This is a genomic window from Mesorhizobium sp. M1396 (assembly GCF_040317725.1).
GTDB lineage: Bacteria > Pseudomonadota > Alphaproteobacteria > Rhizobiales > Rhizobiaceae > Mesorhizobium.
Map to the genome: position 1 here is coordinate 63,452 of NZ_JAMYLA010000008.1, position 21,625 is coordinate 85,076.

A 21,625-nucleotide genomic window follows, 5' to 3' on the forward strand; every position below is an offset into this window, starting at 1 on the left:
GTCAGTTGCTCCCGCTTTCGGAAGCAGTCCTGACGCGGGCCCCCTCCTGCAGGAGATGAGCGCCGAGCGAGACAATGGGAACGTTGGAGTTCAATCCGGAGATCACAGCGGTTTCGCTGGTTACACGAACAAGCTGGACGGGCTGAAAGTGTACGGTTGAGGTGGCGCTGTCCAACACCCAAACGCCGGTCTTGCGGCCGTCATCAAGCACGGCCCCCAGTGGCACCTGGACCTCTGGCTGTTTCACCTGGCTTGCGAGCCGAATGGTTACCGTCGCGCCAAGCGGTGCCGCGGCAGCCTCGCCGTCGAGCACATAGCGGGCCTCATACGTGCGGGTCTGGGCATCGGCGGAGTCCGACAACTGTCGGAGATGCGCTGAGTAACGACGCTCGTCGCCACCATACACGCTGGCCTCGGCCGCCGAGCCGATCGCCGGCCGAATGGTTTCGGGGAGCGCGACAATTGCTTCGCGCGGGCCTGCCTTGGCGGTCCGGATCACTGGCTGGCCGGCTGCGACGACCTGCCCCGGCTCGCCAAGCGTTTCAACCACCGTCCCATCCGCGTCCGCCAACAGGACTGCATAGGCCGCCTCGTTCTCGGCGACCCGTGCGTCGGCTTCGGCGGCGGCGAGTTGCGCTTGGGCTGTTTCCATCGCAGCCTTAGCCTGCTCGTAGCGCTGCGGTGTAATCCACCCACTGCCAAGCAAACTGGCGTATCGCCGTTCATCCGGCTGTGTCTGAGCGACTGTCGCGCGCGCTGCCGCGACGGCATTGCGTTTCGCCGAAAGCGCAAGGCGCAGATCGGTATCGTCAATCCGCATCAGCGGCTGACCGGCTTTAACTTCCTGACCGACATCCACCAACCGTTCCACGATCTTGCCTGGAACCCGGAAGCCGAGATTGCTCTGCACCCTCGCCGCGATGATGCCGGTGAAGCCACGTTCCGACCCGGTGACCGGCGCTGCCGACACAAGCCTGACGAATGGTGCTTCCTGCCTTGGATCGGTCACCAAAGAGGCTTCCTGCGCGGGAGTGGCAAGCGTGACGAATGCCGCCGCCCATGACATCGCCGTCAGGGTCGATCCCAATACGAAAACGGTTCTCTTTTTCACGCTCGTCGCCTCATCTCGAAATAGATTGCATTCGACCTCTATACCGATTATAGATTACGAACGCAATCAAAAAGGAGAGCGATGATGCGAGTGAGCCGAATTCAAGCCGCGGAAAACCGCGAGACCGTCATCAATGTGGCAAGCCGGCTTTTTCGCGAGCGCGGTTTTGACGGCATCGGCCTCAAGGATTTGATGAAGGGTGCCGGGCTGACGCAGGGCGCCTTTTACAAGCAATTCGCGTCAAAGGAGGACTTGGCAGCCCAGGCGTCCAGGCGGGCGATGGAGAGCGCCACCCACAGGTGGTCGGCCGCAACCGCGGCAAACCCTGAGAATCCGCTCGACGCAGTGATCTCATTCTATCTCAGTATGGACCATCGCGGAGAAAAGACGGACGGCTGCCCGGTCGTTGCGCTCGGCTCGGATGCTGCCAGACAGGGCGCCGAGGTGAAGGCGTCATTCGAGGCCGGAATCAGGGAATACCTCGAGATGCTCGGCCCTTGGGTTGGCGAGGCCGACGACGAAAAACCCGGCGATAAGGCCATGGCCATTCTCTCGACAATGGTCGGTGCCGTGCTCCTCTCGCGGGTCGTCAACGACCCCGACCTCGCGCAGGCCTTTCTGAATGCGGCAACCGATCAGGTTCGCGAAGCAGTCGCCGCTTGAACGGCGGCGGCAGCGCTGCCCGCGCACCCAAGTGACAGGAGAATCGATGCGACGGATTGTTGTTACAGGCATAGGGGCGGTCACGCCCCTTGCCGCCAATGTCGAAGCGTCATGGTCGCGGCTGCTGGCCGGTCGCTCGGGCATCCGTAGGCTTTCGGACGACGTCGTGGGAGACCTGCCGGCGAAGATCGGCGGCGTGGTTCCCTCCGTGGAAGAAGACCCCGACGCCGGCTTCGATCCTGACGGCATCCTGTCCGCGAAGGACCAGCGCAAGGTAGATCGATTCATTTTCTTTGCGCTGGCAGCGGCGGAAGAGGCCCTTGCGCAGGCGAAATGGAAGCCTGCCTTGGAAGCGGATCGCCTGCGCACAGCAACGGTCATCGCTTCAGGGATCGGCGGCTTCCCCGCCATCACCGAGGCGGTGCGCACAGTCGACCTGCGTGGCGCCCGCCGCCTGTCGCCCTTTACGGTGCCCTCCTTCCTGGTGAACCTAGCAGCGGGCCACATCTCAATCCGTCATGGCTTCAAAGGTCCACTCGGCGCACCGGTGACGGCGTGCGCGGCCGGCATCCAGGCGATCGGCGATGCGGCCCGTCTTATCCGCGCGAACGAAGCTGATATCGCCGTTTGCGGAGGCACGGAAGCGTGCATGAACATCGTCAGTCTTGGTGGGTTTGCTGCCGCACGCTCTCTTTCGACCTCCTTTAATCACCGTCCTGATCAAGCCTCTCGTCCGTTCGACGTATCGCGGGACGGCTTCGTCATGGGTGAAGGGGCCGGTGTCCTGGTCATCGAGGAATTGAGCCATGCGCTTGCGCGCGGTGCGAAACCGCTCGCCGAGGTCGTCGGATACGGCACGACGGCGGATGCGCATCATGTCACCTCCGGTCCCGAGGATGGCGATGGCGCGCGCCGGGCCATGGAGATCGCGATTGCGCAAGCCGGTATTTCATCGCGCGAGGTTCGTCATCTCAATGCGCATGCGACCTCCACGCCGGTGGGCGATCTGGGTGAGATCGAAGCGATCAAGAGCGTATTCGGGCGCGATTTCGCGATAGCAGTCAGCGCAACGAAATCGGCGACCGGACATCTGCTGGGCGCGGCCGGCGGGCTTGGTGCCATCTTCTCGATCCTGGCGATCAGGGACCAGGTGGCACCGCCGACACTCAATTTGAGCGCGCCCGATCCGGCCGCCGACGGCATAGATTTCGTCGCGAACGAGGCCCGGCCAATGGAGATGGACTACGCGATCTGCAATGGCTTCGGCTTTGGCGGTGTGAACGCCAGCGCCTTGTTCAGGCGCTGGACGGGATGATCCGACCGGCGCGAGCACCGGAGCGACCGGTGATTGAAAACTTCACCGCTGACCGCTTGGCAATCCGGCCGCTTGCGATCGCGGCCCTATTCCCTGCCGGAAACGGAAGTTTCCGGGATTCGTATGTTCCGCGCATGCCCGGCAAGGCTGATGGGCGTGCATCTTATGGAGATTCGCGATGACTGCCCTCCCCAACATCATTGAGCTGAAGCCAAGGATCACCGTGATCGGCGTGGGCGGAGGCGGCGGAAACGCCGTCAACAACATGATCCTCCAGAATCTCGAGGGCGCGGAATTCGTCGTTGCGAACACCGATGCCCAGGCGCTTGCCATGTCGAAGGCATCGCGCCTGATCCAGTTGGGCGCCAACACGACAGCGGGATTGGGAGCCGGCTCCCTCCCCGAAGTCGGCCAGGCGGCCGCTGAGGAATCGATCGATGAGATCATGGACCATCTTGCCGGCACCCATATGTGTTTCGTGACGGCGGGCATGGGAGGCGGAACTGGAACCGGGGCGGCACCCGTCATTGCCCATGCCGCACGTCGGGCCGGCATTCTCACCGTGGGCGTCGTCACCAAGCCGTTCGTCTTCGAGGGCGGGCACCGGATGCGGGCGGCGGAACAAGGTATCGAGCGCCTCCGCGAGTGCGCGGACACGGTTATCGTCATCCCGAACCAGAACCTTTTCCGGGTCGCCGATGCGAAGACGACCTTCGCGGACGCCTTCGCCATGGCGGATCGCATTCTCTATGCGGGAGTAGGCTGCGTCACCGACGTGATCGTGAAGGAAGGGTTGATCAATCTCGACTTCGCCGACGTGAGAGCTGTGATGCGCGATATGGGGCGCGCCGTGATGGGCACCGGCGAGGCGACCGGACTGAACCGCGCAAAGATCGCCGCGGAAGCCGCGATCGCAAATCCGCTTCTCGATGAAGCGTCGATGCGAGGTGCAAGAGGCGTCCTTGTCTCGATTTCCGGCGGACCGGATATGACGCTGTTCGAAGTGGACGAGGCGGCGACCCGCATCCGTGAGGAAGTCGACGCGGACGCCGACATCATCGTCGGCGCCACATTCGACGACGCACTCCAAGGAAAGTTCAGGGTGTCCGTCGTTGCGACCGGGCTCCGGCAGACGGCAGAGGTGATCGAATTCGGGCGGAAGTTCGCATGAAGGCGACATTAGACGCCATCGTACCGGCTCGCCACGGCTCGCACTTTCATCGACGCCGACAAAAGTTGAGCGAAGATCGCCCAGGGCCCATTCGAGAAACCCTCCAATAAAATAAAAGAGAGAGATAAATGCTAACCTCCTCGTCCATAATCGAACCAAGCCTCTTGCAAATATCGGACACGCTCAGTCTGCGTTATGAAAAGACCGGCAATGGGCCGCCATTGGTCCTTATGCATACGATCCGCACACAGCTCGAGTACTTTCGCGATTTGGCGCCCCTGCTCACCGAGTCGTATACGGTGTATGCCATCGATCTGCCTGGACACGGCCATTCGCCGATCGACCGGCTCGCGCGCTTCGATGAGCCGTATTTCAGGCAAGGCGTCATCGGCTTCATCGAGAAGCTGAACCTCACCGGCGTCACGCTTGTGGGCGAATCGATCGGGGGTGCATTGGCTCTCACGGTCGCGGCCGCAATTCCGCAGCGGGTCGAGCGCGTCTTCGCCAGCAATCCTTACGACTACGAAACCCGTTACGGAGATGGGCTCCGACGTGGCAACTGGTTCGCGAATTTCATCATCGGAAGTTTGCAAGTCCCAGTTCTGGGCCCGTTCAATGCGTGGATGGAAAACAAGATGGTGCTCGGGAAAATAATGGGCGGCGGATATCACGATCCGCGTAAACTTCCTTCCGACCTTCTCACCGAGTTCGGCCGGGTGGCCAACCGCCCTGGATACAGGCGCGTCGCGCGCAAGGTGCTGGCAGGGTGGCGATCCTGGAGCAAGGCGCGGGACCAGTATCGGCTCGTCTCAGCGCCCGTGACGCTGATCTATGGCGACAGCGACTGGTCGCGCCCGAACGAAAGGGAGCGAACCCGGGCACTGCTCCCTGACGCGCGACTGTTTACGCTCAAGAATACTGGACACTTTTCAGCGGTGGAGAATCCATCGGAACTGGCGGGCATCATACTGGGGACCAGCGCCCTTTGAGCCGTTCAGCCGAGTGGTCTTGCCCTTGGACATAGGGTCCGCTCCGTGTCGCCATTCGCAGTCTCTACCTCATCTGGCTCATGAGGGGTTGACCAGTCTCATGCCATCCCCTATATAGTTGAGTATCTACTCACTCAATATCGCTAGACGGAAATATGGCGCGTCCCCTCAGTGAAGAAAAGCGACAGGCACTGCTCGATGCAGCGGCCGAGTTCGTGGCCTGCCTGGGCACAGGCGCGTCCACGGCCAAGATCGCAAAGGCGGCTGGCGTTTCCGAGGGGACGCTGTTCACTTACTTTCCAACCAAGGACGATCTGCTCAACCAGCTCTTTCTCGAGATCGAGGCCAACTTCACAGAGACGATGCTGGCCCCATATCCGGCGGACTCCTCCGCCAAAGACCGACTATTCGCGTTTTGGAACCGCCTGATCGACTGGGGACTGGCTCACGCTACAGCGCGCAAGGCCCTTCGCCAGTTGAAGGTGTCGGATCGCGTGACAGCGGAAAGCCGGAACCGGTGCCACGCCATGCTGCGGGATGCGCGGACGATGGTGGAGGAGTGTCTCGCCGGCCATGCCGCGCCTGACAGGATCGCCTTCTACATCGATACCATTCTCTTCGACTTGGCCGACATCAGCATCAACGCGGTCACGGCCAGACCCCAGGAAAGTGACGCCATCCGGCAGGCCGGGTTCGACCTGTTCTGGAAGGGGTCCGCCGCCTGAGTTTTAACTGATAAATGAGCATGTAGGCACTCACACATAAGGATCGAAAATGTCGAATAGTAAGGGTTTTACCGAAGCCGACGTCCCCAAACAGACGGGAAAAAGCTTCATCGTCACAGGCGCCAACGCCGGCGTCGGGTTCGAAATCGCGCGGGTGCTTGCCGCCAGTGGCGCGCGCGTCCTGCTTGGCTGCCGCGAGCAAACCAGGGCGCTGGATGCCATCGCGCGGATCAAGCGGATCACGCCGAACGCCGATCTCGTCTGGTTGCCGCTCGACCTCGGTGACCTCGACAGCGTTCGCACCGCAGCCGAGATCGCCGCGAAGGAGCCACGGATCGATGCGCTCATCAACAATGCCGGGATCATGAACCCGCCGCTGACGCGCACGAAGCAGGGGTTCGAATCGCAGTTCGGCGTCAATCATCTCGGCGTGTTCGCGCTCACCTCGCTGCTTCTGCCTAAACTGGCGGAGACCCTGGGAGCGCGGGTGGTCGTGACCTCCAGCGTCGCGCATCTGAAGGCCAAGATCGACTGGGACGACCTCAACGCCGACAAGAGCTACATCAAGAACGATCGCTACGGCGCCAGCAAGCTGGCGAGCGCGCTGTTCTTCTTCGAACTGGATCGCCGCCTGCGCGCGGCGAAGTCGCCCGTCACTGCAATCGGCGTTCACCCTGGCATCGCCAGCACAAGTCTTGGCCGTCACATGGGAGTTGTCCAGATCGCAGGCCCAATCGTCGGCCTGTTGCTCAACAGCGCCGACAAGGGCGCGTGGCCGGCACTTCTGGGTGCGACCGGCAAGGTGAAGCCCGGAGGCTATTACGGTCCCACCGGCTTTGGCGGAATCCGCGGTGTAGCCGGCGAGGCAAAGCGCGCGCCGCATGCGGAAGATCCCGCGCTCGCAAAGCGGCTCTGGGACGCCTCCATCGCCATGACCGGCATCGATCCAGGCTTGCGGACCACACCCAGTTCGCCGTCGCCAGCTGCGGCATCGAGCATATCGACAACATCATGCGCCCATTGAATGCCGCCAGATTTGACGCTATATTACGTCATAATATGCGTCGATAGGAAGCAGCTGATGGGCTTAATTCAATATTCCGACAACGGGTTTTTCGTGCCGCGCAAGATCGCGGAGGCTCTGCGAACGACCAGCGAGGAAGTTGCGAAGACTGCCGGGCTTGGCAAGGACGCCGTCCAGCGCAAGGACCGCGTTCGGTCGGACAAAACCCAGCGCCGGCTGCGCGAAATGGTGGAGATCGTAAATAAGGTCGAGCCGCGCCTCGGCTCGGCTCTCATGGCCTATGCATGGTATCGATCCGAACCGTTGCCCGGCTTCTCCGGGCAGACGGCCATGCAACTGGTCCGTAGCGGTCGGGCTGACGAGGTGCTCGACTATATCGACGCCGTCGATGCCGGCATCCACGCCTGACCCGGTGAATGCAGTATCGAGGCAAGCTCTATCGGGCGCTAAACCCCATTTACGCGCGCGCGCCGCTTTCGGGTCGCGGTGCTGAGCTTTACGGCGGTCGGTTTAATCCGAAGGGTACTCCCGCACTCTATACATCTCTGTCCGTGCTGACCGCGCTGCGGGAAGCAAATCAGGTCGGCAATTTGCAGCCGACCACGCTAGTCTCCTACGACGCAGACATCGAGCAGATATTCGACAGCCGGGACGAACAGGTGCTTCTGGCCGAGAGTGTTGATGCCGGCGCGCTTGCTGATCGCTCCTGGCGCGACCAGATGAAGGCGACCGGTGAGGCAGTGACGCAGGCATTTGCCCGAAGACTGATCGGCCTTGGCTATCACGGATTGCTCGTCAGGAGTTTTGCGCTGGGCGCGACCGCGGACGATGTCAATCTCGTGCTCTGGACGTGGGGAGATGCCCCGCCCTCTCGCCTGACTCTTATCGACGATGAGGGTCGACTGTCGCGGTGAGCTGGTACGGCGGCCCGGAAGATCGGTCTCCTCGGCGGCATTCTCACCTGTGCAGTGGAGCTCGGGATCATCGAGCGGCACCCAGTGCATGGCGTTCGCACCGAAGGACAGCGTCAACGCCCGCCGTCTCAGCGAACAGGAGTATCGCACGCTCGGCGACATTCCGAGGCGGTCGACGACGGACAAGGCTTGCGGAAAGAACGAACTCCTGCCGTTGTCGGTACAAGAATTAGTCTGAACGGCTTTCGAAAATCCGGCCGAAGATATGCCTGAGAGTTACGCCAATGTTGGCGTTCAGCCTAATGTACACCTCGCTCCGCTACGGACACGCCGTCCATGACTCTATCACTCGGATGCAGCACCACGCGATCGCCTGCGACAATGCCTGACAGAACCTCCGCTGTCCGGTTGTTTCGCTGACCGATCTTAATGATGGTCGCCCTTGCACGGCCGTCCCTGACCGCGAACACCGCCCAGTCATCCCCCAGTCGGAACAGGGCGCCCACCGGCACGGTCAGGACGCCATCGGCTTTCCAAATCGTGACATGCGCGATCACCCGATAATCATGTCCTAGCGCCGACCATTTCGCGGGAGGGTCGGTGAAGTCGATGGTCGTGCGGACGCGTTGTTCCTCGATGCCAAGTGCGGAAACCTTGGTGAACCCGGCTGGATCGACTCGTTCGACGCGACCCTGGACCGCCGGCCCACCCCAGTTGTCTATCCAGACGGGTGCGCCAGGCTTGATCCGGACCGCATCGGTCGACAGCAGGTCCGCGACGATTTCGAGATCGAGTGGATCGCCGATTTCGATCAGGGGTGCACCAGCCTGGACGGCTCCTTCGCTCTCCTGGATGATGTTCAGCACGCTGCCGGTTACGGGAGCGCGCAACTGTATGCAGCAGGCCGGATCCGGCTCTGGCGCGGCGTCGGACTGTTCACCAAGCCGGGCTGCAACGCTGTCACGCTCGTTGCGGCGAACCTCCAGTTGAGCCTTCGCACTGGCCAGCGCTGCGTCATTGGTTTCGACGTCGAACTTGGCTCCGTCGAGGGCCTTGATAGAGATTGCCTCGGTGCGCGCAAGCGCTTCGGCCCGCCCGAGCTCCGTTCGCGAAAATACAAGTCCGGCCTTGATCCGGGCTATTTCGGCAGCTGCAAGGTTTATCGCGGCATCGGCCGCAGCCAGCGCCGCCCGCAGTTCTTCATGCGTGCGTGCATCGTGAAAGCTCGGCAACGTCGGTTGCATCACCGCCATGACCGTTTCGTCCTTGGTGACGTGGTCTCCGATGTGGCGGGGTGGAGAGATCCGTAGGACCTTGCCGGTGATCGGGGCTGACACTGTATAGACGTGACGTACGCGCGTTTTCGCTTCGTCGTCGATCGTGACTTCCATGGGACCTTTCGTCAGCGTTGCCAGATCCACTGCAATCGGCCGCGGCCATGCGAACCAGACGGCGCCGGCGCCCAAGATGGTCAACGCTGCAATGCCCAACGTTCGCTTCATCCAGATCGTGTGCATGGTTCAATCCCGTGTTTTGAGAACGCTGACAAGGTCCAGCTCGTTGAGCCTTCGGCGAACGACGAGCGCGGAAAGCACGGCCGCGGCGATCACGATCGCGCTGGCGAAGACGTAGGTGGACTGCTCAACGATCAGGCGTACCCGCATCAGCTCGCCGGCCAGGTTCTTCTGCATGATCCAGGCAAGACCATAGCCAATGAGCCATCCAGGCGGCTGCGCGATCAATGTGAGCAGGGCGAGTTCCAACAGGAGGATGCGCAACACTTCACCCCGGGTGAAGCCAAGGACGCGCAAGCTGGCCAACTCCCGCGCCCGTTCGGAAAGCGAGATACGTGCGCTGTTGTAGACGACACCGAACGCGATGACGGCAGCCAGCCCGGTGTAGATGCTGGCCATTGTCGTGATCAGAAGGGCAACCAGCTTGCGGAAATTCGCAAGCGACACACGCTGCAGAGCCAGGCCGCCGACAATCGGCAGGTTCTTGATGGCGGCATAGAACGTTTCCCGGCTGTTCTGGTCGAGGCTGACATTGATGCTGTTCACCGACGGCGCTTCGCGCATCAGGCGCGCGAGCGTCTCTGAATCCATCATCCCGCGGATGCCGAAGTAATCTTCGACCATGGCTGCCACAGGAACGACAACGGTCCGCCGCGTTCCTTCGAGCAAGTCGACCTCGACGGAATCGCCGACCCTCACCCCGAGAATTCTAGCAAGCATGCTCGAGATCGCCAGGCCCGCTTCCGGCAGGACGACCGGCCGCAGGTCGACATCAATGATGCGGTTGAGCTCGGCGTCACGCGGCCTGCCACTGATCATGATCCGTCGCTCGATGTTTCCGTTCCTGATGCGGACAGGCACCTCGCGGTAAGGCTCGGCGGCGAGAACGCCCGGAAGCCGCGCGATCTGCAGGACGACGTTCAGCGGGCGTTTTTCCACGAAGCTCACGGTGGCGTCCTGGCGGTCGGCCAGGAAATACGTCACATCGATCAACTCCTCCATCGCATCGCCGGTGAAAAGTGAAACAATCAGGATGGCTGTCGCCAATGCAATTCCAAGCGTCGTGAACAATGACCTGACTGGATGGCGAGTGATGTTGCGCAACATCATCGTGGTCGGTTGCGACATGAACCTGTCGACGCCGGAGCTCGCCGGCAGGAGTCGCCGATAGCGCGGAGGCGCCGGCGCCTGCATCGCTACGGCAGGCGCCAATCGCACGACCTCGCGAAGCGCGCGCACCGCCCCGATGATCGCCGCTACGAGGCTGAGCGCGGCGGCAATGACGTAAAGGTCCGGGCTCTTGGTGAAGACGAGGAACGGAAAATGGAAAAAGTCGCCGAACAGACTGGTGATGCGCATCCCCAGCCAAGTGCCCGCCGCACTGCCCATCACAATGCCGATCATCACGATAACGACGACGAATTTGAGGTAGTGCATGACGATGCCGGCATTGTTGTATCCCAGCGCCTTCATCAGCCCGATCTGCTCGCGCTCCAGCACAACGAGCCGGCTGAGGGTGAGATTGACCAGAAATGACGACACCAGAAGGAAGATCGGTGGCAGCGTCCGGCTCATATTGTTGAGCATATCGAGTTCGTGGTTCAGCCAGGCGTGCGAAGTCTGGTCCTTCCGGCCATAGGCCGCTCGGCCACCATAGCGCTCGAGCATCGCGTCGAGGCGCATCATGACCTCGCTCTCGGATGCGCCCCGCAGTAACTTCAACGAAACCGAGGAGAACGCATCATCGAGGTCATAGGCGCTGGCGAGCGCTTTTTCCGACATCCAGATGAGGCCGAAGCGGCGGTCGTCCGGCATGATGTCGCCTGGCCCGACCGCGTAGATAAACTCGGGAGACAGCGCGATCCCGACAATCGTCAATTCGCGCTTTCGGCCGTTCAATATTGCCGAGAAGCGGGCCCCGGGCTGAAAGCCATGGGACAAGGCAAAGCCTTCGTTGACGACCACCTCTTCGGCTCGTCCAGGCTCCGGCATGCGACCAACACGCATGTAGAGCAGGTTGAGCGAAGCCTCACCGATCTCCGGCAGGGAGATGACTTCACCCGTGGCCGGCTCCAGATAGTCTGGTATGTCAAGCAGCACGAGCTTGGCTATCCGCGCGTCGACCGAAGCAACCCCGGGAATCTCGGCAATCTGGTCGACAAGCGTCCTTGGCGCGCGGCTCACCGTGGCAAAGACGTCAGCAAACCGGTAGCGTTCGTAGTATGCGGTGCGCGTCTCGTCGAGAGAACGGTAGGAGCCGACCGCGAGAATGAGCGTCGCCACGCCTCCGGCAATGACGAGCGCAATCGCCAGCGCCTGCGCCCAGAGCCGGCCGAAATCGCGAAGAAGCTTGATGTCCAGCGCGCGCATCCGGATCACCAGACAAGCTCGGCGGCAGTCCGGCGCACCTCGTTCTTGGCAATTCTGGAGATTTGGCCATCGGCAAAAAACAGCACACGGTCGGCGACATCCTGGATGCTGGCGTTATGCGTGATGATAAGTGTCGTGGTGCCAAGCTGCGCATTGATGCTGAGCAATGCCTCGATCACCCGGATGCCCGTTTTGGAATCCAGCGCGCCGGTCGGCTCGTCGCAGAGCAAGACATCGGGACGCTTGGCGATGGCGCGGGCAATGGCCACCCGCTGCTGCTCGCCACCCGAGAGCTGAGCCGGGAAATGGTGCATCCTCGGTTCAAGTCCAACCAGCGCCAGGGCCTCGTCCGGGCGCATCGGATGATCGGAAATCTCCGTGACCAGGGCGACGTTCTCATAAGCCGTCAGGCTGGGGATCAGATTGTAGAACTGAAAAACAAACCCAATGTGCTGCCGTCGATAGGCAGTCAGCCCCCGATCGTCGAGGTTGGTTAGCTCCTGGTCCCTGAAGAACAACTGTCCGCTCGTGGCATGGTCAAGCCCGCCCATGATATTGAGCAGGGTCGATTTCCCGCTGCCCGACGGGCCAAGCAGGACGACCATCTCTCCCGCCGAAATCTCTAGGTCCAGCTTACGCAACGCAAACACCTGCGTCTCACCCGAGGTGTAGGTTTTGGTCAGCGCTCTTGCGGTGAAGACGGTGTCAGCCATGGCTGCTGGGAATCGGATGTTCGAGGCATTTGTCGCGTCGGCGCTAAGATGAATCCGCGATGTCGCGTGCCACAGTCACCCGTCGAGGTGCGCGCGACATTGATCCAAATCAAAACAGGGATTCGAAGGCCGTGACGTGTGTCGGCACCCCAATCGAAAAGTATTGGAAGTGACGGTTCAAGTCGCCCAAACACGTTGATTCTGGGCCGGTATTGATTTGCCTCAAAAAAGAAAGGGGGCGTCTACGCTACGATATCACGAATTGGCGCTCGGCGCCCGTTCACTCGAACTAAGCTGGGATGAAGGCGGATGAAAGCAAAGGATGTAATGACTGCAAAGGTTGTTACCGTGTCGCCTGACCACAGCATAAGACACGCAGCACGGATCATGCTGGATCATCGCATCAGCGGCATGCCGGTCCTCGACGACGACAGCCGCCTGGTTGGGATTGTGAGCGAAGGCGATTTCCTGCTCAGGTCGGAACTCGGTACCGCGGCGATCTCGCCAAGCGAGGCGCGTGGCTATGTGAAGAGCCACAGCTGGAAAGTGGCGGATCTGATGACTCCGGATGTCGTCGCGGCCGACGAGGAAACCCCGATAGAGCGAATTGTCGCGCTGATGCGGGAGCACGGCATCAAGCGCATTCCGGTCATGAGGGGGCGGCGCCTGGTCGGCGTTGTCAGCCGTGCCGATCTTTTGCGCGTCGTCATTGCGGCGAAATTCCACGATGATACCGCGGCAGGTGACGATGCGATCCGGCGCAGCATTCTTACGCGGTTGCAAAAGGACGCAGGCTTCAAAGGAGACGCCATAACCATTACGGTCAGCGATGGTCTGGTGCATTTTTCGGGAATGGTCTCATCGCAGAATGAACGGGACGCTGTCCGCGTGGTTGCCGAAGGCGTCAGGGGCGTCAAAGGTGTGTTCGACCACCTGTATCTGGCCCATCTTTGAACAGCGGTCCGGGAGGGCGTACAGCGATGCGATCGCATCCTCCCGAAACCGATCATCCGGTGAACACCTCTGCCATGCAAGACGATCTGGCGATATTGCAGCGGGAGACATTCGACTATTTTATCCATGAAGCAAATCCCGCCAACGGTCTCGTTCTGGACAAGACTGAAGCGAATTGGCCCGCAAGCATCGCGGCCACCGGCCTTGCGCTGGCGTCCTATCCAGTGGGAGTCGAGCGCGGATACATGAGTCGAAGCGCGGCAGCGGGACGCAGTTTGGCAACGCTGCGCTTCTTCTGGAACAGTCCACAAGGGCCTGAGCCAGACGCTACGGGATATCGTGGCTTCTACTATCACTTCCTAGACATGCAAACTGGCCGGCGGGCCTGGCAATGCGAGCTGTCGACGATCGACAGCACATTCCTGCTGGCGGGCGCGCTGGCTGCAGGGCAGTATTTCGATGCCGACACCGAGGCCGAAGCCGAGATCCGCACGTTGGCAGAGGCGCTCTATCACCGAGCCGACTGGCGCTGGGCGCAGGATGGGGGAGAGACCGTCACCCATGGTTGGACACCCGAGCACGGATTCCTGAAGTATCGCTGGGAAGGTTATGACGAAGCGCTCCTGCTCTATGTCCTGGGGCTAGGTTCGCCGACACACCCCTTGCCCTGGAGCAGCTACACGGCCTGGACCTCGACCTTCAGATGGGAGCACTGTTACGGCTACGACTATCTCTATGCGGGACCGCTGTTCATCCATCAGCTCTCGCACGTATGGATCGATCTTCGGGGCTTGCAGGATGCTTTCATGCGCAGCAAGGGAAGCGACTATTTCGAGAACAGCCGACGCGCCACCTTCGTCCATCAACGTTACGCAGTCGAAAATCCGCGTGGATTCGAGGGTTATGGCGAACACTGCTGGGGCATCACCGCAAGCGAGGGTCCTGGCCCTTCCACGCTCAAGCTGAACGGCATCGAACGCAGGTTCGAGGGCTATGTCGGGCGGGGGGTCCCGTATGGTCCCGACGATGGCACGCTCGCTCCGTGGTCCGTCGCCGCCTCCTTGCCGTTTGCTCCCGAAATCGTCCGACCGGCGATCAGCTTCTGCATCCACCAGGCCAAGCTCAAGGCCGCCAATGCCTATGGTTTCAAGGCGGCCTTCAATCCCACGCATCCGGGAACATCCGGAAACGCCTTTGGATGGTGGGTTTCGCCTTGGCATTTCGGCCTCAACGAAGGTCCCGTCGTGCTCATGATCGAGAACGAATGCAGCGGGCTCCTGTGGCGATTGATGCGCTCGTGCCGGTATATCCGCAGCGGCCTGCAGCGGGCGGGATTTGAAGGCGGCTGGCTGAAAGAATTTGGTCCGGAGCCTACGCCGGATGCTTGAGCGGCCCCGAAGGGGAGGAGCATATTTGGTGGGAGACTGCCCGCTAGGGAGCACTCCTTCCGGGAACGACCAAAGGGTCGGCCCGCTCTGGCACCGGCGGTAGCCGCAGCCTCTGGCTTGCGATTGCGGCGAGACCCATGGCTGCGGCAGCGACGAGGAAGGCGGCGCCTTCCAGATCGTGGTAACTGAACAGCAGGCCGGCGGCCGCGGAGCCCACTGACAGCCCGAGGCTGACAGCTGCCGACTGGATGCCGAGTTCCATACCTTGGCTTCGTGCGCTGATGCGCGACACCCAGTAGGCGAGCAAAGGGCTGATCACGCCGGCCGAAGCCGAAACAACGGAAACCGCAAGCAGCATTTCCGTGAGTCCGGCAAGTGTCGGCATAACCGCCAGACCGATCGCCATCACCAGGAAGGCAGGCGCCACAAGCAGCCTCGTCGCTGCCGGTTTGACGAGCGGCGAAAAGACGAGGCCCTGGACCGCAAACATCACAACGCTGCATGTCGCGAACATGAGGCCGAGCGCGGCTGGACCCATTGCGAGTTCAACGTTTCGCAGCGTGAGCCCGACCTCGAATGCACCAAGCCCTGCCGCGGCCACGGCGGCAAGAGCGAGCAGCCGTATCTCTCCAGATACGAACATTGAGGATCCGGGTTTGCTCGTCTCAACACGGGGGCCGGGCAGCATGTGTCCAGGCAGCGCAGACCACACGCCAAGAGCTGCCGCCACAGCGAGGCCGGACGCAAGGAGGAAGGGAATGGTCTGTGGCGGGACAGCCGCCACGCCCAAGTCAAGTTTCAGTTCTGCCACGAGCCCGCCGAGCATCGGCCCGACCAGAAAGCCCGCGATCGATGCCATGCTCATCCAGCCGAATATTCTTGTGCGGCGATCATCCTCACCTTCGGTGTCGGCAACGAACGCAAGAGCCGTTGGCCCCACGGCTGCCGCGAAGCCACCATTCAGGATCCGCCCGATATAAAGAACGGGCAAGCTCGGTGCCAGCGCCGATGCCGCCAAGGTCACGGCAAAGCCGATCAGGCCGATGACAAGGACAGGTCTGCGACCGATGAGATCCGACCACTTCCCCCAGAGGAAAGCGGCGACCACGGGCGCAGCGACATAGGCAGCGGTCAAAAGGCCAATCTGCCGCGCATTGAATGCCGGGTCGGTGGACCCGGCAAGCCGCTCGACCATCATCGGCAGGACCGGCAAGACAATTCCGTAGCCGAGCGCAACGACAAAGGCCGAGGCCAGGATCGCGCCCAAGCTCCATCGAGACGTGGGCAGGCGAGCTTGCATCGGCACGCTCATGCCATCGAGCCGCGCGGGTGCTGATGAGCGACGCCTTCGGTCGTCGATGCGGCGGCAGGTCGAATGCCTTCTAGCCTGGTTCGCTTGAGCAGCAGGGCGTTGATGGCCACGAGAGCCGAACTGCCCGACATTGCCAGCGCCGCTAGCTCGGGGCTCAGCAGGAACGGGTAGAACACGCCCGCCGCGATCGGGAAGGCGATGAGATTGTATCCGACCGCCCACCACAGGTTCTGGTGCATCTTGCGCAGCGTGGCGCGCGAGAGCGTCATCGCCCCGACCACATCGTAGGGATCGCTCCTCATCAGCACGATGTCGGCACTCTCGATAGCGACATCGGTGCCCGCACCGATGGCGAAGCCGACATCGGCTTGCGTCAGAGCCGGCGCGTCGTTGACGCCGTCGCCGACCATGCCGACCTTCAGGCCCTGGCCTTGCAGTTCCTTGATCTTTTCCGCCTTCTGCCCTGGCAGCACGTCCGCGAGCACGATGTCGATGCCGAGTGCGTCGGCGATGCGTTTCGCGGTGCCGGCGTTGTCGCCGGTGAGCATGGCCACGCGCACGCCCTGCTCGTGTAGTTTGGCAATCGTTGCAATGGCCGTCGGGCGCGGCGTATCGGCGATCGCGATCAGCCCGAGCAGCTTGCCGGACCGTGCAACATGGATGACGGTGCGGCCTTCGCCCTTTAGCGCTTCGGCTGTTTCGCCCAACGCCAGAAGATCAATCTTCTGCTCGTCCATGAGGCGCCGGTTGCCGAGGAAAGCCTGGTCTCCACCAATCGTGGCACTGGTGCCCTTGCCTTCGATATTCAGGAAGCCCGACACGTTGGGAAGCTTCATAGCCGTGGCTCGCTGGACGATGGCGACGGCGAGCGGGTGATCCGACCCTTGATCCACGGCAGCTGCGACCTGCAGAACCTCGTCGGGCGAAACGCCGGCAGCCGAGACGATTTCGACGACCTTGGGCTGCCCCATGGTGAGCGTGCCGGTCTTGTCGAAGACGATTACGTTGAGCTTGGTCGCCTCCTCGAGAGCGGCTGCGTTTTTGAACAGAATCCCTTTTGCGGCACCAAGGCCGGTGCCGACCATGACGGCCATGGGTGTAGCGAGGCCGAGCGCATCGGGACAAGCGATGACGAAGACGGTTATGGTCAAGGTCATTGCGAACAGCAGAGGCTGGCCGAGCCACCAGAACCAGACGGCGAAAGTCGCAAGCCCGATGAGGATCGCGGCGATCACCAGCCATTGCGAGGCGCGATCGGCGAGCAACTGCGCCGGGGCCTTCGAGTTCTGAGCCTCCTGGACCAGCTTGACGATCTGGGCAAGCGCAGTGTCGGCACCCACCTTGGTAGAGCGGTAGCGCAGCATCCCGCTCTTGTTGATCGTCGCCCCGATGACCTTGTCCCCGACCTTCTTGGTCACCGGCATCGACTCGCCCGTCAGCATCGATTCATCGATCGTCGATGTGCCCTCGATCACCTCGCCGTCGACGGGAAGCTTGTTGCCGGGTCTCAGGACCACGATGTCGCCGAGCACGACGTCGGCGGTCGCAACCTCGACCTCCTTGCCATCACGGAAAACTGAGGCCTTGGGCGGGGCGAGGTTGAGCAGGGCCCTGATCGCGGCCGACGCCCCGGCGCGGGCGCGCATCTCCAGCCAATGTCCGAGCAGAATGAACACGAGCAGCACGCTCGCCGCCTCGTAGAATTGCTGCCCCTCGAAGAAGAAGGTCGCGCCGACGCTGAACAGGTAGCCGGTGCCGACGCTCAGCACCACCAGCACGGCCATGTTGAGGACGCCGTTGCGCAGGGCTCGCCAGGCGGCGACCAGGAACGGCCAGACCGGGTAGAGGATCGCGGCGCTGGCGAGGAAGAACATCGCAAGGTCTTCGCTGAGGCCGAAGGGCGGACGCAGCCAGGGCTCGCCGAGGCCCATCGGCTCCATGGCGAAAATCGGCAGCGCGAAGACCAGGCTGATGAAGAACCGGTTGCGCATGTCCTCGACCATGCCCTGCATGTCCATGCCGGCGCCGTGTCCCATCTCATGGGCCATGGCGTCGTGCGGTGCCTTATCTGCAATCGCCCTCGGACCCGCTGCACCGGGTTCAGTCATGGCGGCGTGCCCCCCATGATCGTGCTCGGCGTGATCATGCACGACATGCCCGGAGGTTGCTTGCGGATACCCCGGCGGAATGGTCGTGCTGCCGGGAATGCACAGATGCCGCGGCACGACCTCGCCACGGCAATGGAAGCCGCAGGCCTTGATTTCCAGAGCAAGGGCTTCCGGGCTCGTCTGCCCCTCGTCAAATTCGACGGTCGCGGTCGTAGACCCCGCGTTCATGGCGACACCGGCGACGCCCGGCAGAGCCGCCAGACGTTTTTCGACCGCTGCGAAATCCATCATGCCGACAAGGTCGCGCACTTCCAGATTGACCTTTTTCATCATCGTTCTCCGTGCCGCGGTTCGGGGCGATCGCACCGCCTGAATTGTTTCAGCCTCGGTAGGCAAAGGTCGACATCATGCCGCTCGCCATGTGGTAGAGATGGTGACAGTGAAACGCCCATTTGCCCGGATTGACTGCATCGACGGCGATGGTGATCGAGCGCATCGGCGGCACCAGCACGGTGTCGCGAACGGCGCCCCGGAAGCGCTGCCCGTCAATCGCGACCACCTGGAAATGATGGCCGTGAAGGTGCATCGGGTGAGCCATCATGGTGTCGTTGCGCAGCGTGACCTCGACGCGATCGCCCTTGTCCACAAGGATGGGAGCACTGGTTTCGAGTCCCCAGCGATAGACAGCCATATCGCCGGTCAGCGCCATTTCGAACGTCTTTTCGGCAGGGCGTGATGCAAGCGGCGACATTGCCCGAAGTTGCGCCTCGAGCGTCAGGTCCAAAACCGGGGCGTCGACATCAGCCGCCGTCCCGAGCTTGGCCACCGCCGCCCCCGCCGGACGCAGGACCATTCCGGTGCGCTCCTTGCTTCCCTCGCGCAGCGCCAAGATCGGAAAGGAGGAGCTGAGGTCGCGCGGCAACCGCACGCGCACGTCGATGCGCTGTCCCATCGTCATTGGAAACCGCCGGCCTCTGACGGGTTCGACAGGCTGACCGTCGACCGCGATCAGTTCGCCTTCAAGTTCCCCGAAATCGATTGTAAACGCCGTCGCCGTAGCGCCGTTGATGATCCGCACCCGCACGCGTCCGCCTCGTTCGACCGGCACGATCTCGGGGTCGTTCAGGGACCGGTCATTGGCCAGATAGGCGTCATACTCGATGTCATTGATATCAGTCGTCATGCCGCCATCGTTCATCCCTGCCATGGCGTCGGCTTGCGCTCCCGACATATCCATGCCGTCCATCGGCATGGAGCCGCCGGTGTTCTTGCTCTGCAGCCCAGCCAGCAGTTCCTGAGGCGATGCGAACGAGAAATCGTGGAGCAGGATGACGACCTCCTGCTCGTCTTTTGCGTCATCGGCGGGATCGGCGACGATGAGCGGCGCGGCCAGCAGCAATTGTTCCTGCAAGGTATGAGCGTGCATCCAGAAGGTGCCGGGCTCGCCGACCGGAAAATCGAAACCGCGATCGGCGCGAGCGCCGATGAGCGGCAGTGGCGCGTCGGCTACTCCGTCGCTCGGCCACGGCGGCGTCAACCCGTGCCAATGTATGATCGTCGGCTCGGCAGTCTCGTTTCGAAGCAGCACGTTGAAGGCATCCCCCGCCCGCAAGCGCAGGCCGGGCGCGCCGTCAGCCCGTTGCAGGCCGAAGACGCTTGCAGCTTTGCCGTTCACCTCGATCGTGCGGCGCGAGATGCCGAGCGGCTGGCCGTCTGACTGACTGGCGGAGGCTGCCGAGAGCAAGCTCGATGGGATTGCAAAAACTGCGGCGCCTGCCACCGCGCCCTTCAGGATATCTCGACGTTTCATAATGATTTCCTCGCTTCGATTGGGAGTTTCGTTGTTTCGTTCAGCGCATAAAGATCAGGTTCAAACGCGTCGGCGATGAGCCGGTGCGATCAGGGCGCACTGCGCCCGCCGGCCGAACCGAACAACCTGGTCACATGCGGAAAAAAGGCGGGCACACGGGCCGCGTAACGGTCGTATGCGTCGCCGAATTCCTTTCTCGCTTCACGCTCTTCGATGAAGGAAAGCCGCACATACATGCCGACCAGTATAGGGAACATCGCCAGCGTCAGCAGCGTCGGCCATTGCACGAGGAATCCCGCCATGACGAGGACGAAGCCGACATATTGCGGATGCCGGATGGAAGCATATGGGCCGTCCGTTGCGAGGCGATTGTGATGCTGCGCGTCGTAAAGCACTCGCCACGCGGTCGAGATCAGCATGAAACCGGCGCCGATCAGGATGAAGCTGAGAACGTGAAACGGGCCGAAATGCGGATTGAGACGCCAGCCGAACATCATTTCCGGAAGGTGACCGGCGTCATGCGAGAACCAGTCGATGCCGGGGTATCCTGACTGCAGCCACCCCGAGAACAAATAAATCGTCAACGGGAACCCATACATCTCGGCAAACAGCGCCACCAGGAAGGCGCTGAATGCACCGAAGGAACGCCAGTCGCGGCCGGTCCGCGGCTTGAAGAAGCTGAATGCGAACAGGATGAAAATCGCCGAATTGATTATGACCAGGCCCCAGAGGCCGTAGGCGGGAGATTGCTCGACCATCGTCATGCTCCTTTATGGTGGGTGGTGCTGTCTTGCGCGCCCGGCTCGGGTTCCTTGTGCCTTGGATGACCGCTGTGACCGCCGTGCCCGCGGTGAAACATGTGAAGCAGAGGACAGGCGAGCAGCAACAGAAACGGCAAGACACCGAAGGTATGCGCCCGGTGCTCGGTGAGAAGGAAAAACGCGGCGATCAGCAGGAAAGCGATCGTGACCAGGCCGGTTTTCGAGGCCCAAAATCCGCCTGCCTCCGGTTCTGGTTCGGACCCGGTCGGGGGACCCGACATGCGGTGAACATTGTTGGTATTCATGGGATGGGTTCCTTATTTGTCATCGATTGTCGTTGCGGGAGCTTTCGAGCCCATACGCGATGAGGCTTACGGCCCAGACCAGCGCGCAGGCGAACAGTGGCCACCTGAAGTCGGAGCCGATCGTGAAGTTGACCATCGACATCAAGCCGATGGACGACGCTCCTCCGATCAGAGCGCCGGCCACCGCGACCGGATGGCGCGCGCGGAACGCGGTGATTGCCAGCGCAACCAAGAGAACGCCGGTGGCCAAGGCGTAGCCGCCGAGCACCCGGAAAACCTGGGTGAGCCACATGGCAAGCCGTGGACCGATGGCTTCGAGTTCGGCCGCCGAGAGGTTGATATAGCGGACGTCCTCGGGCAGCAGGGGTGGCCTGAGGGCGATGAAATACAGTCCGATCCCGGCGATGATCATCCCCGCCAGGGCAAGAGTGACGGACGACGTCGTCCATGGATTGACTGTGGCTTTCATGGGCTGAAC

General features: G+C 62.0%; 20 protein-coding genes. 10 read left to right on the forward strand and 10 right to left on the reverse strand.

Annotated features, from left to right (window positions below; translation table 11 throughout):
- Position 1: 1 nt before the first annotated feature.
- On the reverse strand, positions 2 to 1,066 hold the full coding sequence (locus tag NKH02_RS07110; protein WP_502913787.1) for an efflux RND transporter periplasmic adaptor subunit: 1,065 nt from the start codon (positions 1,064 to 1,066) through the stop codon (positions 2 to 4).
- Positions 1,067 to 1,195: 129 nt separating this feature from the next.
- On the opposite strand from NKH02_RS07110, the gene NKH02_RS07115 reads away from it, so the two are divergent.
- The 8 genes from NKH02_RS07115 to NKH02_RS07150 all read left to right on the forward strand — a co-directional run bounded on the left by NKH02_RS07115 (position 1,196) and on the right by NKH02_RS07150 (position 7,912).
- Positions 1,196 to 1,774, forward strand: a complete 579-nt coding sequence (locus tag NKH02_RS07115) for a TetR/AcrR family transcriptional regulator (RefSeq protein WP_352877463.1) — start codon at positions 1,196 to 1,198, stop codon at positions 1,772 to 1,774.
- Positions 1,775 to 1,820: 46 nt separating this feature from the next.
- The gene (fabF, locus tag NKH02_RS07120) at positions 1,821 to 3,089 is read left to right on the forward strand and encodes a beta-ketoacyl-ACP synthase II (protein WP_352877629.1); all 1,269 of its coding nucleotides are present in this window, start codon (positions 1,821 to 1,823) and stop codon (positions 3,087 to 3,089) included.
- 178 nt (positions 3,090 to 3,267) lie between these two features.
- On the forward strand, positions 3,268 to 4,260 hold the full coding sequence (gene ftsZ, locus NKH02_RS07125) for a cell division protein FtsZ (protein ID WP_352877466.1): 993 nt from the start codon (positions 3,268 to 3,270) through the stop codon (positions 4,258 to 4,260).
- A 128-nt stretch (positions 4,261 to 4,388) separates the two neighbouring features.
- Positions 4,389 to 5,249 carry an alpha/beta fold hydrolase gene (locus NKH02_RS07130; protein ID WP_352877468.1) on the forward strand — a complete coding sequence of 287 codons (861 nt, stop codon included), beginning with the start codon at positions 4,389 to 4,391 and terminating at the stop codon, positions 5,247 to 5,249.
- A gap of 155 nt (positions 5,250 to 5,404) precedes the next feature.
- Positions 5,405 to 5,974 carry a TetR/AcrR family transcriptional regulator gene (locus tag NKH02_RS07135; protein ID WP_352877470.1) on the forward strand — a complete coding sequence of 190 codons (570 nt, stop codon included), beginning with the start codon at positions 5,405 to 5,407 and terminating at the stop codon, positions 5,972 to 5,974.
- Between the two features lie 49 nt (positions 5,975 to 6,023).
- The gene (locus tag NKH02_RS07140) at positions 6,024 to 6,998 is read left to right on the forward strand and encodes an oxidoreductase (RefSeq protein WP_352877472.1); all 975 of its coding nucleotides are present in this window, start codon (positions 6,024 to 6,026) and stop codon (positions 6,996 to 6,998) included.
- 57 nt (positions 6,999 to 7,055) lie between these two features.
- A complete protein-coding gene (locus NKH02_RS07145; RefSeq protein ID WP_352868753.1) occupies positions 7,056 to 7,406 on the forward strand; it encodes an MbcA/ParS/Xre antitoxin family protein in 351 nt (116 codons plus the stop codon).
- Between the two features lie 8 nt (positions 7,407 to 7,414).
- Positions 7,415 to 7,912 carry an RES family NAD+ phosphorylase gene (locus NKH02_RS07150; RefSeq protein ID WP_352868755.1) on the forward strand — a complete coding sequence of 166 codons (498 nt, stop codon included), beginning with the start codon at positions 7,415 to 7,417 and terminating at the stop codon, positions 7,910 to 7,912.
- Positions 7,913 to 8,211: 299 nt separating this feature from the next.
- Here the strand turns inward: NKH02_RS07150 and NKH02_RS07160 are convergent, their stop codons facing one another.
- The 3 genes from NKH02_RS07160 to NKH02_RS07170 are packed head-to-tail and all read right to left on the reverse strand — an operon-like array spanning position 8,212 to position 12,509.
- Positions 8,212 to 9,429, reverse strand: coding sequence for an efflux RND transporter periplasmic adaptor subunit (locus NKH02_RS07160; protein WP_352877474.1), 1,218 nt, complete (start codon positions 9,427 to 9,429; stop codon positions 8,212 to 8,214).
- Between the two features lie 3 nt (positions 9,430 to 9,432).
- Positions 9,433 to 11,796 (reverse strand): ABC transporter permease, encoded by a 2,364-nt coding sequence (locus tag NKH02_RS07165; protein ID WP_352877477.1) that lies wholly within the window; start codon positions 11,794 to 11,796, stop codon positions 9,433 to 9,435.
- Positions 11,797 to 11,801: 5 nt separating this feature from the next.
- Complete coding sequence (locus NKH02_RS07170; protein ID WP_352877479.1) at positions 11,802 to 12,509, reverse strand: ABC transporter ATP-binding protein; 708 nt, start codon at positions 12,507 to 12,509, stop codon at positions 11,802 to 11,804.
- A 309-nt stretch (positions 12,510 to 12,818) separates the two neighbouring features.
- On the opposite strand from NKH02_RS07170, the gene NKH02_RS07175 reads away from it, so the two are divergent.
- Positions 12,819 to 13,463, forward strand: a complete 645-nt coding sequence (locus tag NKH02_RS07175) for a CBS domain-containing protein (protein WP_352877482.1) — start codon at positions 12,819 to 12,821, stop codon at positions 13,461 to 13,463.
- Between the two features lie 26 nt (positions 13,464 to 13,489).
- Positions 13,490 to 14,851 carry a glucoamylase family protein gene (locus tag NKH02_RS07180; RefSeq protein ID WP_352877485.1) on the forward strand — a complete coding sequence of 454 codons (1,362 nt, stop codon included), beginning with the start codon at positions 13,490 to 13,492 and terminating at the stop codon, positions 14,849 to 14,851.
- A 43-nt stretch (positions 14,852 to 14,894) separates the two neighbouring features.
- On the opposite strand, the gene NKH02_RS07185 is transcribed toward NKH02_RS07180, so the two are convergent.
- The 6 genes from NKH02_RS07185 to NKH02_RS07210 all read right to left on the reverse strand — a co-directional run bounded on the left by NKH02_RS07185 (position 14,895) and on the right by NKH02_RS07210 (position 21,616).
- Positions 14,895 to 16,163: an MFS transporter gene (locus NKH02_RS07185; protein ID WP_352877488.1), complete on the reverse strand. Its 1,269-nt coding sequence runs from the start codon at positions 16,161 to 16,163 to the stop codon at positions 14,895 to 14,897.
- The gene (locus NKH02_RS07190) at positions 16,160 to 18,601 is read right to left on the reverse strand and encodes a heavy metal translocating P-type ATPase (RefSeq protein WP_352877491.1); all 2,442 of its coding nucleotides are present in this window, start codon (positions 18,599 to 18,601) and stop codon (positions 16,160 to 16,162) included. The genes NKH02_RS07185 and NKH02_RS07190 overlap by 4 nt, the downstream gene beginning before the upstream one ends.
- 49 nt (positions 18,602 to 18,650) lie before the next feature.
- Positions 18,651 to 20,081 carry a multicopper oxidase family protein gene (locus tag NKH02_RS07195; RefSeq protein WP_352877494.1) on the reverse strand — a complete coding sequence of 477 codons (1,431 nt, stop codon included), beginning with the start codon at positions 20,079 to 20,081 and terminating at the stop codon, positions 18,651 to 18,653.
- 89 nt (positions 20,082 to 20,170) lie between these two features.
- On the reverse strand, positions 20,171 to 20,839 hold the full coding sequence (locus NKH02_RS07200) for a methyltransferase family protein (RefSeq protein ID WP_352877496.1): 669 nt from the start codon (positions 20,837 to 20,839) through the stop codon (positions 20,171 to 20,173).
- Between the two features lie 2 nt (positions 20,840 to 20,841).
- Positions 20,842 to 21,147 (reverse strand): DUF2933 domain-containing protein, encoded by a 306-nt coding sequence (locus NKH02_RS07205; protein WP_352877499.1) that lies wholly within the window; start codon positions 21,145 to 21,147, stop codon positions 20,842 to 20,844.
- Positions 21,148 to 21,166: 19 nt separating this feature from the next.
- The gene (locus NKH02_RS07210; protein WP_352877501.1) at positions 21,167 to 21,616 is read right to left on the reverse strand and encodes a hypothetical protein; all 450 of its coding nucleotides are present in this window, start codon (positions 21,614 to 21,616) and stop codon (positions 21,167 to 21,169) included.
- Between the last annotated feature and the right edge of the window lie 9 nt (positions 21,617 to 21,625).